The sequence below is a fragment of the Nocardia sp. NPDC004711 genome (assembly GCF_053601595.1).
The window spans coordinates 134,210-145,884 of the sequence record NZ_JBSGCB010000015.1 but is presented as its reverse complement, the minus strand read 5'-3'; the positions used below and the strand labels follow the sequence as shown (position 1 = coordinate 145,884).

Here is an 11,675-nt window from a genome sequence, read left to right as displayed (position 1 = left end):
CACCGTGACTACCGGGTCTTGCGCCGGAAGGTCGTGGTGGACCAGAAGTATCCGAACACGCCGATCACCACGCACCAGCCGATGGCCAGGATGCCGTTGTGCCCGATCGGCCCGCCCATCAGCAGCCCGCGCAGGGTCTCGGTGATCGGGGTGAAGGGCTGATACTCGGCGAACTGCTTCACACCGGCCGGCATGGTGTCGGTCGGCACGAGGCCGCTGCCCAGGAAGGGCAGGAACAGAATCGGCATGGGCATATTGGACGCGCTCTCCGGGGTCTGGGCGATCAGGCCGAAGCCGACGCCGAGCCAGTTCAGCGCGAAGACGGTCAGGCCGATGAGTCCGAGGGCCGCCAGCCATTCCACCACGCCGGCGTGCGGCCGGAAGCCGATGGCCACGGCCATCAGCGTCATGGCGACGACGCCCAGCATGCCCTGGATCAGGGTGCCGACCACCTGCCCGGTGAGCACCGAGGCGTGCGAGAAGTGCATGGTGCGAAAGCGATTGATGATGCCCTTGGTCATATCGGTGGCCATGCCGACCGCGACGCCCGCGACCATGTACGCCGGGATGATGAGCATCATGCCGGGCGTCAGGTAGTCGATGTAGCGGCCGCCGGTGGCCGACTTCAGCGCACCGCCGAACACGTAGTTGAACAGCAGCAGCAGGAACACCGGCATGATGATCAGGGAGAAGGTCATGCCCGGATACCGCTTGGCGTGCACCAGGTTCCGGCGCAGCATGGTCTTCGAATCGGCGAACGACGTGGTCAGCGTGGTCATTTGGAGGCCTCCTTCTCGGGAGCGTGGCCGCCGGTGAGGGCCAGGAAGACGTCGTCGAGGTCGGGGGTGTGCACGGACAGGCCCGCGGGTTCCACCCGGGCGGCGTCGAGGCGGTCGATCACCTCGCGGACCGAGCGCACCGCGCCGTCGCTCGGAATGGCCAGCGTGAGGTCACCGTTGACCTGCGCGGCAGCACCGAAAAGCCGTGCGGCGGATTCGAATTCGGCGCGCTCGCCGAAGTCCAGGCGGATGTAGCCGCCCGGCACCATGCGCTTGAGCTGATCGGCGGTGCCCTGGGCGACCAGTTGCCCCTGGTGCAGCACGGCGATGCGGTCGGCCAGCTGGTCGGCCTCTTCCAGGTACTGGGTGGTGAGGAAGATGGTGACGCCCCGCGCGGTGAGGTCGCGGATGATGTCCCACATGCCGCGGCGGCTGCGCGGATCCAGGCCCACGGTGGGCTCGTCGAGGAAGATGATGCGCGGATCGCCGACCAGGGTCATGGCCAGGTCCAGGCGGCGGGTCATGCCGCCGGAGTAGCTCGAGGCGATCTTGTCGGCGGCCTCCTCCAGATCGAAGGTGGCCAGCAGTTCCGCTGCCAGCCTGCGGCTTTCGGTGCGCGGCAGGTGGTGCAGGTCGCCCATGAGAATGAGGTTCTCGCGGCCGGTGAGCAGTTCGTCCACGGCCGAGAACTGGCCGGTGACCCCGATGATCGAGCGCACGCCGTCGGGCTGGGTGGCGGGATCGAAACCGCCGACGCTGATCTCGCCGCCATCGGCGCGTTTCAGGGTGGACAGGATCTCGACCGTGGTGGTCTTGCCCGCGCCATTGGGGCCGAGCAGCGAGAAGACGCTGCCCTCCGGGACGGTGAAGTCGATGCGGTCGAGCACGATGTGCTCACCGAAGGATTTGCAGAGGCCGGTGACCGTGATGGCTGCCGGTGCAGGGTCGTTGTACATGTCTCCCCTCTCATCAATAGATAGGCATGAATGCATACGTCATCCAGGCCGTGACCGCCGAGGCTTGCGATCAAAGTTTCTTCGGGTCAGTTATTCAGTTGTGCTACCGGGTTTTTCGATCAGATATCGAGGTCCTCGACCTGCGAGTGCTCGGTGGCGTCCACGACGCGGGCGTAGAGGCGATCGGGAATCTTGCCCTCCAGGTCCTGGATGGTGTCGTAGACCTCGAGGGCGAAATCGCCCCAATCCTGTTCGCCCAGACCGAGGAAGCGACGCCACTGGCGCCAATTGGTGTCGGTCGGAAACTCCGACCAGTTGGAGAAGTGGCTGTGCACCGCATACGCGCCTTTGCGGGTGCGGTACACCCGGATGTCCTCGATGCGCTCGTTGGCCATCTGGTGCCAGTGGGTGAGCAGGGTACCGGAGAACCGGACCTGCCGGGTGCCGTCCTTGCCCACCTTCAGGACCACCTCGTCGTAGCCCTGTTGCCGGCCCTCCTCGAGCTCGATGAAGCGCCGCAGTGCCGTCACGATCGCGCCCGACAGATTGCCCCCCACCAGCTCCTGCGCGCGCTGAAACAGCTTCAGGTCATCATCGGATACGTAAATCGTCTTGTTCGGCATGCACCAACTATACGTAGACGTATACATACACGGCAAGACCTGTGGCGAAACGCGGTGATTGAACCGCTGAAGACTCGCATCCGTATCCCGGTTGAAGGCACTCGGGCACCGGTGGCTGCCACCGGAAAGGACGCGCCCATGCATAGCGGCACACGGGTCGCTGACCAGCTGGTCAGGGCGGTATCGGCGCTGGGCGTACGGCACCTGTTCGGCGTCGACGGAGCAAATATCGAAGACCTCTACGACGCGGCTTTCGACCACCGGGATCTGATCACCGCCGTGGTGGCCAAGCACGAGTTCGGCGCGGCCACCATGGCCGACGGGTATGCGCGTTCGACCTCCGGCCTCGGTGTCGTGTGCGCGACCTCCGGCGGCGGCGCCGTGAACCTCGTCGCCGGGCTCGCCGAATCGTTCGCCTCCCGGGTGCCGGTGCTGGCGCTGATCGGGCAGCCCCCGACCGTCCTGGAGGGCAAGGGCGCCTTCCAGGACACGAGCGGGCAGGCCGGCGCCTTCGACGCGGTCGCGCTCTACACGCCGATCTCGCACTACTGTGCCCGTGTCGAGGCCCCCGCCGACCTGCCCGCTCACCTCGCCCGCGCGGTCTCCGCCGCCCGCCGGGGCGGGCCCGCGGTGCTGTTGCTGCCCAAGGACATTCAGCAGGCCGACCTGGTCGCCCCGAATTTCGTGCCGCCCGCGCGACCCTACCGCCGCGACATCGAGAACCTGTGGCGGGTGCTGCACACCGTGCGCGGCGCCCGGGCGGTCGGCAAGATCGTGATCATCGCCGGGGACCAGGTGGCCCGCGACGACGCCCGCGACGAGCTGGCCGCCTTCGCCGCCGCCGTGGACGCCGCCGTCGGGGTCGCACCCGACGCCAAGGACGTCTACCACCACGCGGACCCCGGCTGCTGCGGCGTCGCGGGCAGCATGGGCAACCCCGAACTGCTCGACGCCCTGCGCGGCGCGGAGCTGTGCCTACTGATCGGGACCCGCATGCCGGTCACCGCCCGGGCCGGGATGGAGGACGCGCTCGCGGCGGTGCCGCTGGCCAGCATCGGCGCGCTGCCGCCGTTCCTGCCCGCCGGGCACGCGCACAGCAACGACCTGGCCGAGACCCTCGCCGAGCTGATCGGCGAATTGGATTCCGGCGACGGCGAAACCGGGGCGCGGATCATCCCGCTGCGCCCGCACCCGTCCGGCGAGCCCACCCTGACCCCGCTGCCCGTACCACCCTCCGACGGTCCCGGGCTGCGCTATCGCGAGGTGGTGGACACCATCAACGACGCGCTGCCCGCGGGTTCGGACGTCTTCGCCGACGCCGGCAATACCGGTGCGGCCGTGGTGCACCACCTGCGGCTGCCGCGGCACGGGCGCTTCACGGTGGCGCTCGGTATGGGCGGCATGGGCTATGCCTTCGGGGCCGGGATCGGCTCGGCCTTCGCCCGGCGCCGCCACCCGGCCGGCGGGCAGCGGCGCACCTACGTCATCGCGGGCGACGGAGCATTCTTCATGCACGGCATGGAGATTCACACCGCGGTCGAGCACCGGCTGCCGATCACCTTCATCGTCCTCAACAACAACGCGCACGCCATGTGCGTCACGCGCGAGCAGCTGTACTACGGGGATCGCTACAGCTTCAACAGGTTTCGTCCCGCGTATCCGGGCGCGGGGATGGCCGCCATGTTCCCGGATCTGTGCACCCACGCACCGGAGAACCGGGCCGAGCTCGCCGCGGCACTGCGGCACTGCGCCGACCGCCCGGGACCGTCGTTCGTCGCGATCGACTGCGATCCCGACGAAATCCCGCCGTTCACACCGTTCCTGACGCCACCCAGGAGGTAACCCGTGACCACCAGCGCCCTGCCCGCCCTCAGTGACATTCCGGAAGCCGTCCTGCCCGGCCTGCTGCGCATCGAGAATTCCGATCGCGAGGCCACCACCCCGATCATCCTGGACATGCTGCGATCGGTGTATCCGCACGACCAGATCTTCGGCGACTTCTGCCCGGTCCAGGGGTTCATCGCGGCCCCGCCACGGGAGCTGTACGAGTACCTCGCCGACACCCGCTGCCTGGAGGAATGGACCTACAGCCTGCGCGGATTCACCGAGACCGAGGAGCCCGGGCTGTGGGTGTCGCACGATCGGCTGGGTGACAGCACCAAGATCTACACCCGCACCGTCGCCAATCCCGACGCCATGACCGTGGACTACCACTGCGCCTGGGACCAGAGCGACCACCTGTGGATGGTCTACCTGATGCGGGTGGTCGACGCCCAGGTGGTGTTCGACAAGCCCGGTTCGGTGGTGCTGTGGACGAACTGCCACCACCCGTTCTATGACAGAAACCCCTACCAGGACACCGCGCCGGACAAGCGCAAGGTGTGGGTAGGCGACTTCTGGGAGATGTTCTCCGCCGGGCACCAATTGGAGCTCGACAACCTCAGGGCCATCGCGGAATACCGCGCCTCGCACGGGCTGCCCATCAAGCCCGACTGGATGCTGAATCCCTCGGAAGAGAAGTGAGCTGAACGCCATGGACTTCACCGACCCCGCCCTCCGGATGGCGCCGCCTGTCAGTCTGGTCGATGTCGCCGGTTACCTGCCCGGTGACCCGGTCGGCACCGAGTACTTCACCCAGTTCTCCCGCTCGGACCGGATGGCCAAGAACGTGATGTTCCGGGCCCCCAGGGGCCGCCATCACATCGGCCGCGACGAGACCGCCGTGGACATGGTGGAGCGAGCCGTCGCACCCCTGATCGAACGCCATGGGGCACCGGAGATCTCGAATGTCGACATCCTTCTCACCCACACCCAGCTCCCCGACAATCCGGTGCTGGGCGCCGGGCCGGAGGTGGCGCGCCGGCTGAATATGAAGCCGCGCTGGGTGTTCGACATCCACAACGGCGGCTGCGCGGCCTTCGTCCACATGATGTGGATGGCCCGCATGATCCTGCAGACGACCGACGCGCGCACCGCGCTCATCGCCTGCACCCAGAACTGCGCGGGCCCGGTGTTCACCCAGCCCGATATCCGCGGGCTCGCGCAGGCCCCCGTCCCCGGCGACGGCTGCGGGGTCGGGCTGCTCGTGAAGAACAACTCCGCGCCGATCCTCGATATCGAGTGCCGCACCTATCCGGAGTTCGCGGGCGACATGGAGTTCAGCACCAACGGCGAACGCAAGTACTGGGAGCCGGGCGAGGGCCAGGGCTGCGTCACCTTCACCGAATCCAAGGTGGCCAAGGTGATGACGCGCGGCAACCGGCTGGTGCCCGAGGTGGCGCACGCGGTGTGCCGGCGCATCGGGGTGAAGTCCCGCGATATCGACACCTTCGTCACCAACCAGCCCAACCGGCTGTTCCTGCGCAACTGGAACGAGGCGATGGAACTGCCGCCCGAACGGCACCCGGACACCTTCGACAGCTGCGGAAACCTGTTCGCCGCAGGCATTCCCGTGACCCTGGACGCCGAGAACCGGGCCGGGCGGCTGCGCAACGGCTCGGTGGTGCTGCTGGCGGCGTTCGCACACGCCGGGGACTTCGCGGGGGCGGCGGCCGTCCGCTGGGGCGCGGCCCGATGACCCGCCCCGGTGCGGGCGAGCACAGGCGGCCCGCGGCGCGGATCGGGGCGCCGGTGTCCTGGCCGACGGGATTGCGCGGTTCCGAGGTGGCGGGCTACCCCGCCACCGTCGACCCGCACGGCGCGGACACCATCCGCTACGACCTGAGCCTGAGCGAAAACCCTTTTCCGCCACTGCCTTCGGTGGTCGCCGCGCTCGACGACTGCCTCGGCAAGGCGAACCGGTATCCGGAATTCCTGCCCCGGCGGCTGCCGCGGCTGATCGCCGACCACCTCGGCGTCGCGGCCGACCAGGTGGTGGTCGGTTCCGGCGCGACCGGGGTGGCCATGCAGATCATGCAGACCCTCCCCCGCGCCGGAACCGAATTCGTCTACGCCACACCGACCTTCGACGGCTACCCGATCATGGCGACCATGACCGGGCTGCGACCGGTGGCGGTGCCGCTGGACGGCCACGGCCGCCAGGACCTGTGGGCCATGGCCCGCGCGGTGAACGAGCGCACCGGGCTGATCGCGGTGTGCCGTCCGCACAATCCGACCGGAACCGTGCTCCCGGCCAGCGAAGTGAAGGCGTTCCTGTGCTCGATCCCGTCCCGGGTGCCGGTGATACTGGACGAGGCCTACGTCGAATTCCTCGGCGCGAGCGACTCTCTCGACGCCGTCGAGCTGGTCGACCGGCACCCCAATGTGCTGGTGCTGCGCACCTTCTCCAAGGCCTACGGACTGGCCGGGCTGCGCATCGGCTACGCGTTCGGTGCGGCGGAACTGGTGCACCGGGTGCATCGGCTGCAACTCCCGTTCGGGGTGCCCGCCCTCGCGGTCGCCGCGGTGCGCGCCTCCTATGCCGCGGAAGCCGAACTGGGCGAACGGATTCTGCGCATCACCACCGAGCGCGAACTACTGCGCACCGAACTGCGGCGCGGCGGCATCCGGGTGCCGCGCAGCAGCGCCAACTTCCTGTACCTGCCCGGCCGCGATATCGCGCCCGCGCTGGCGCGCGCCGGGATCGTGGCCAAGCGCTACCCGGACGGCAGCGCCCGCATCGCGGTGGGCGATCCGGGTTCGGACCGGGCCGTGCTGCACGCGCTGGCCGCCCGGCCCTCGGCGGGCACCCGTTCGCTGCGGCGCGACGACAGCCGGCTGCTCTCGCTCACGGCGCGCTACGAGCCCACCGCTGCGCGAGGGCGGCACACGTGATCAGCTGAATCTGGTGGAACATCATGAGCGGCAACACGACCAGGCCCACCGAATGCCCCGCGAACAGCACCGTCGCCATGGGCAGCCCGGTGGCCAGGCTCTTCTTGGATCCGCAGAACACCACCACGATCCGGTCGGCACGATCGAATCGCACCGCCTCGCCCAGGAATCCGGTCGCCACCAGCACGATGGCCAGAATCGCGCAGCACACCACGGCCAGCAGCAGAATCCGCCACGGCGACATGGCATGCCAGATGCCCTCGACCATGCCCGCGCTGAAGGCGCTGTAGACCACCAGCAGGATGGACCCGCGATCCACCAGCTTGGTGGGCTCGGCGTAGCGGGCCAGGAAACCCGCGACCTTCGGCCGGATCAGCTGGCCCAGGAAGAACGGCACCAGTAGCTGCAGCACGATGTCCACCACCGCGGACGGGTCCACGCTCGCCTGCCCGGTGGTGTTCATGAGCAGGATCACGAGTGCGGGAGTCAGGAAGACGCCCAGCAGGTTCGACACCGTGGCGCTCACGATCGCACCCGCCACATTGCCTTTGGCGATGGAGGTGAAGGCGATCGAGGACTGCACCGTGGACGGCACCAGGCACAGGAACAGCACACCGGTGTAGAGATCGCTGGTCAGCACGTGCGGCACCAGCACCCGGGCGGCGAGACCGATCACGGGGAAGAGCACGAAGGTGCAGACCAGGACGGTCAGGTGCAGCCGCCAGTGCTTGAGGCCCGCGATCGCCTCCTGCGGCGCCAGGCGCGCGCCGTAGAGCAGGAACAGAAATCCGATGGCGATCTTCGTCAGCCAGCTCACGACCTCAGCCGCCTCGCCCCGAGCCGGGAAGATACTGGCGAGGACGACCATCGCAAGGATCGACAGGATGAACCCGTCTATGTAGAACTTGCTGAGAAATCGCACCGAAACAGGCTAAACACCATGCTTCTTTGGGATAACACAGCACCCGCGCTACCGCGATACTGGTGGTGATCGACAGTCACGACGACTCCCGAGGTGGAATCGCCATGGTCCTTCGGACCGACGCGGCCGCGGCCGCAACCGATACGTGGGGGATATCCGGCCCGGCCTTCCTCCTGTTCTATGTCCTCGCCGCCCTGTCGGCCATCGCGTTCGGCTACGCACGGCGCGCGGCGGTCATGCGCGCGATCGACCCGGCCTGGCCACCGGGCGAACCGCTGCGCCCCAGCGAAACCGCCATGCTGGTCGACGACCGGCGTCCGGTGCTGGCCGGGCTGGCGCAATTGCGCGGCCACCAGATCATCGACTCCACCGGCGCGCCGGTCCGGCCGCTGACCGCCGCCGAGGAACAGCAGCTGGATCCGATCTCCCGCGCGCTGCATGCGCACCTGCACAGATCCGGGCAGGCACGCATGCCCGGCATGCTCATGGGAACCGCCGGGGTGTCGATGACGATGCGCGGCGACCTCACCGAGCGCGGCTATCTGTTCGGCGAGAAGCAGCGAAAAGCCCTGCGGACAGCGCGGTTTCCGCTCTTCGTATTGCTCGTGCTCGGACTGGTCCGGGTGATCGCGGGCGCGGCCACCCATCATGCGGTCAGTTTCCTGGTGCTCGCCATGATCGTGCTGGCGGTCCTCACCGTCATGGTGGGCCGGCCGCCCCGCCTGACACAGCGCGGGCGTGACGCCCTCGCCGCCGCCCAGGCCGGCAACCGGCACCTGCGGCCCGCCAACTCGCCCGCCTATTCCGCCTACGGACCCGACAGTGCCGCACTGGCCGTCGCGCTCTACGGCGGGCTGGTGCTGTGGACCCTCGACCCGGCGCTCGCGGGGGCAGCAAGCGTGGTCGCCGGAGGTGGCGGTAGTGACGGCAGCTCCTGCGGCAGCGACAGCGGAAGCACCTGCAGCAGTGGCAGTAGCAGTTGCAGCAGCGGCAGTAGCTGCGGCAGCAGTAGCAGTTGCGGCAGCAGTAGCAGTTGCGGCAGCAGCTGCGGAGGAGGCTGCGGCGGATGACCGGTTCACCGCTTCCCGAGGGGTCGCTGGGCATCGGCTGGCGGCGCGAGATCTGCGGTCTGGTGGCGGCGCTGGAGGGCATCGGATTCTGCGAGGTCATCGCGGAAACGCTGGCGCCCAGGGATTCCGGCGGCCGGGCCGGCGTATTCCTCCGGCGCGGTCGCGGGTCCCGGCCCGGCGTCGACGTGCCCGAGGAGCTGGCCGCGCTGGTGGCCCGGGACATTCCCGCGGTGCCGCACGGTATTTCGCTGTCGCTGGGCGGTGCGGAGGCGGTGGACGACCGGCGGGTCGCACATCTCGCCGACTGCGCACGGGCCCTGGGTTCGCCGCTGGTGAGCGAGCATATCGCCTTCGTGCGCGCAGGCGGCCTGGAAGCCGGGCACCTGCTGCCGGTGCCGCGCACCCGCGAGGCGCTGGACACCCTGGAGCGCAATATCTTTCGTGCGAGCCGGCAGTTGGATGTGCCGCTGGCGGTGGAGAACATCGCGGCGCTGTTCGAATGGCCGCACGCCGAGTACACCGAGGCGGAATTCCTGCAGGAGCTCGTCGAGCGCACCGGCGTCCATCTCCTGCTCGATATCGCGAATGTCTATGCCAATGCCCGCAATACGTCACGTGATCCGCTCACGGAGCTGTCGCGCCTGCCCGCCGAGCGGGTGGCCTACTGCCATATCGCGGGCGGCCACGAGTCCGGCGGCCGCTATATCGACACCCATGTCCATCCCGTCCCCGCCGAGGTGCTGGCCCTGGTCGCCGAGTTCACGGCCGGCCGCGCCGTCCCCCTCATGCTGGAACGCGACGGAAACTACCCGCCCGCAGCCGAACTCACCGCCGAACTGAACGCCATCGCCACCGCCTCCGGCCGCCCGCCCATCACGCTGCGCCCGGAGGCGATCCCGGCATGACCATCGAATCGGCCCGGACGGCAGGGACACTCGCCGAGCAGCAGGCGGCCGTGGTGCGCGCGCTGGTCGCCGGCGCGCTGCCGCCGCCCGGTTTCGACCCGGACGATCTCGCCGCCACCGCGCACGGCCTGCTGCACAAGCGGGCCGAGGAGGTGGCGCGGCGGTTCCCGCGCCTGGCGCAGGCCGCCGGGCCCGATTTCCGGGCCCGCTACCTGGACTGGGCACGCACCCGGCCGAAGACCACCACCACCGAGGATGCCACCGCCTTCGCCCGCGACCTCGGACTACCCGATCCGCGGCCGCGACCCGGCAGGCGGCCACGGTGGCCCGGCCACCGCGGACGATGATGTGTGGGTGGCCTTCCTCACGCGCGATCCACACCACGGCTACCGGCCGAATCCGGCCCCGGCGACCCGGACGGCCAGCCGGATCCTGCTTCGATTCGGGCTGGCGCGCTGGGATTTCGTGCTGCGCCAGACGGTCCTCGCGCCCGGCGGGCAGTCCGGGTGGCACTACCACGACGGAACCCTGTTCGTGCTGGTCACCGGCGGTGCGCTCGATCATCCGAAGGCCGATTGCACTCCGGTCACCATCCGGCCGTGGCAGGTCTTCCGGGAGCCGAGCGGTCCCGGGCACGCGCACCTGGCCCGCAACAGCGGCCCGCGACCGGTGAAACTGACCGTTTTGTACGTGAATCCGAAAGGGAGCCCGCTCGCGCGCAGCATCCCGCCGCCCGCGTGCGCGGGCGATCCCTCGGCAAGTGATCCGGATCATTGAGGCAAGCTGGGCCCATGATCGAAGTCGTCACCGTCAGCACCGAGCAGGAACTAGCCGACGCCTACGCGGTGCGCATGAAGGTCTTCGTGGACGAGCAGGGCGTGCCCGCGGACATCGAGATCGACGAACTCGACGAGACGGCCGATCATTTCCTGGCCCGGCTGGACGGCAGGCCGGCCGGGGCCGGGCGGTTGATCGTGCGGGGCGGTGTCGGGGTGCTCGGGCGGCTGGCCGTGCTGGCGGACACGCGCGGCACCGGACTCGGCGTGGCGCTGGTGCGGGCCATCGAGGAGCGGGTGCGCGAACGCGGTCTGGGCGCGGTCGAACTGCATTCGCAGACCCACGCGCAGGGGTTCTACGAGAAGCTCGGGTACGAGGCGTACGGCGAGATCGGCATGGACGCGGGCATCCCGCACATCTGGATGCGCAGGTCGCTGGCGAACTGAGGCCTAGGCGGGCTCGCAGGCGTCCCGCAGCGAGCAGGCGCCGCAGGCGCTGCCGCAGCCGCCGACCTTCTCCCCCGGGAACGCGGTGGCGAGCGCCTTCTCGGCGGCGGCCGCACCGGCGCCGAGGGTGAACACCGCGATGACCACGGCCACCACGGCCACGACCAGGGCCGCGATGCCGCCGGCGACCAGCGCGACCGCACCGGCGGCCGCGAGCAGCAGCCCTGCCACCACGGAGGTCGGCGCGGCCACCCGGTTGGCCAGCTTGAAGGATTCCTCGGTCTTCACCGCGGCCTCGGAGTGCACCCCGAAATACCGGTTGCCCGGCAGCGTCCCGGTGAATCCGAGCACGCCCGTGACCACGGCCACAACCGCGAGGACAAAGAGGATCAGCGCCACGACCAACACCCGGCTCACGGTACAC

General features: G+C 69.3%; 14 protein-coding genes. 9 read left to right on the top strand and 5 right to left on the bottom strand.

Features of this window, described 5'->3' with window-relative positions:
• Positions 1 to 8 precede the first annotated feature (8 nt).
• From ACWEKS_RS17465 to ACWEKS_RS17455, 3 genes are all read right to left on the bottom strand, one after another.
• Complete coding sequence (locus ACWEKS_RS17465) at positions 9 to 779, bottom strand: ABC transporter permease (protein ID WP_379384244.1); 771 nt, start codon at positions 777 to 779, stop codon at positions 9 to 11.
• On the bottom strand, positions 776 to 1,735 hold the full coding sequence (locus tag ACWEKS_RS17460) for an ATP-binding cassette domain-containing protein (RefSeq protein ID WP_452341034.1): 960 nt from the start codon (positions 1,733 to 1,735) through the stop codon (positions 776 to 778). The genes ACWEKS_RS17465 and ACWEKS_RS17460 overlap by 4 nt, the downstream gene beginning before the upstream one ends.
• Positions 1,736 to 1,854: 119 nt before the next feature.
• Positions 1,855 to 2,358, bottom strand: coding sequence for an EXLDI protein (locus ACWEKS_RS17455; protein WP_452341033.1), 504 nt, complete (start codon positions 2,356 to 2,358; stop codon positions 1,855 to 1,857).
• A gap of 138 nt (positions 2,359 to 2,496) precedes the next feature.
• Here ACWEKS_RS17455 and ACWEKS_RS17450 point away from each other — a divergent pair, with 138 nt between their 5' ends.
• Genes ACWEKS_RS17450 through ACWEKS_RS17435 form a run of 4 tightly spaced genes read left to right on the top strand, consistent with a single transcriptional unit; the run spans position 2,497 to position 7,131 of the window.
• A complete protein-coding gene (locus ACWEKS_RS17450; RefSeq protein ID WP_452341032.1) occupies positions 2,497 to 4,200 on the top strand; it encodes a thiamine pyrophosphate-binding protein in 1,704 nt (567 codons plus the stop codon).
• A gap of 3 nt (positions 4,201 to 4,203) precedes the next feature.
• Positions 4,204 to 4,881, top strand: coding sequence for an SRPBCC family protein (locus ACWEKS_RS17445; protein ID WP_354841125.1), 678 nt, complete (start codon positions 4,204 to 4,206; stop codon positions 4,879 to 4,881).
• A gap of 10 nt (positions 4,882 to 4,891) precedes the next feature.
• Positions 4,892 to 5,935, top strand: coding sequence for a 3-oxoacyl-ACP synthase III family protein (locus ACWEKS_RS17440; RefSeq protein ID WP_452341031.1), 1,044 nt, complete (start codon positions 4,892 to 4,894; stop codon positions 5,933 to 5,935).
• The gene (locus ACWEKS_RS17435; RefSeq protein ID WP_452341030.1) at positions 5,932 to 7,131 is read left to right on the top strand and encodes an aminotransferase class I/II-fold pyridoxal phosphate-dependent enzyme; all 1,200 of its coding nucleotides are present in this window, start codon (positions 5,932 to 5,934) and stop codon (positions 7,129 to 7,131) included. The genes ACWEKS_RS17440 and ACWEKS_RS17435 overlap by 4 nt, the downstream gene beginning before the upstream one ends.
• Here the strand turns inward: ACWEKS_RS17435 and ACWEKS_RS17430 are convergent.
• On the bottom strand, positions 7,085 to 8,053 hold the full coding sequence (locus ACWEKS_RS17430; protein ID WP_452341029.1) for a bile acid:sodium symporter family protein: 969 nt from the start codon (positions 8,051 to 8,053) through the stop codon (positions 7,085 to 7,087). The genes ACWEKS_RS17435 and ACWEKS_RS17430 overlap by 47 nt on opposite strands.
• A 104-nt stretch (positions 8,054 to 8,157) precedes the next feature.
• On the opposite strand from ACWEKS_RS17430, the gene ACWEKS_RS17425 reads away from it, so the two are divergent.
• Genes ACWEKS_RS17425 through ACWEKS_RS17405 form a run of 5 tightly spaced genes read left to right on the top strand, consistent with a single transcriptional unit; the run spans position 8,158 to position 11,251 of the window.
• The gene (locus tag ACWEKS_RS17425) at positions 8,158 to 9,123 is read left to right on the top strand and encodes a TIGR04222 domain-containing membrane protein (protein WP_452341028.1); all 966 of its coding nucleotides are present in this window, start codon (positions 8,158 to 8,160) and stop codon (positions 9,121 to 9,123) included.
• Entirely contained in the window at positions 9,120 to 10,028 is a 909-nt protein-coding gene (locus tag ACWEKS_RS17420; RefSeq protein WP_452341027.1) for a DUF692 domain-containing protein, read from the top strand. Before ACWEKS_RS17425 ends, ACWEKS_RS17420 begins: the two co-directional genes overlap by 4 nt.
• Complete coding sequence (locus tag ACWEKS_RS17415; protein ID WP_452341026.1) at positions 10,025 to 10,375, top strand: hypothetical protein; 351 nt, start codon at positions 10,025 to 10,027, stop codon at positions 10,373 to 10,375. Before ACWEKS_RS17420 ends, ACWEKS_RS17415 begins: the two co-directional genes overlap by 4 nt.
• A gap of 7 nt (positions 10,376 to 10,382) precedes the next feature.
• Entirely contained in the window at positions 10,383 to 10,805 is a 423-nt protein-coding gene (locus ACWEKS_RS17410; RefSeq protein WP_452341025.1) for a hypothetical protein, read from the top strand.
• Positions 10,806 to 10,819: 14 nt separating this feature from the next.
• The gene (locus ACWEKS_RS17405; protein ID WP_452341024.1) at positions 10,820 to 11,251 is read left to right on the top strand and encodes a GNAT family N-acetyltransferase; all 432 of its coding nucleotides are present in this window, start codon (positions 10,820 to 10,822) and stop codon (positions 11,249 to 11,251) included.
• A 3-nt stretch (positions 11,252 to 11,254) separates the two neighbouring features.
• On the opposite strand, the gene ACWEKS_RS17400 is transcribed toward ACWEKS_RS17405, so the two are convergent.
• The gene (locus ACWEKS_RS17400) at positions 11,255 to 11,659 is read right to left on the bottom strand and encodes an SdpI family protein (protein ID WP_452341023.1); all 405 of its coding nucleotides are present in this window, start codon (positions 11,657 to 11,659) and stop codon (positions 11,255 to 11,257) included.
• Positions 11,660 to 11,675: the final 16 nt, after the last annotated feature.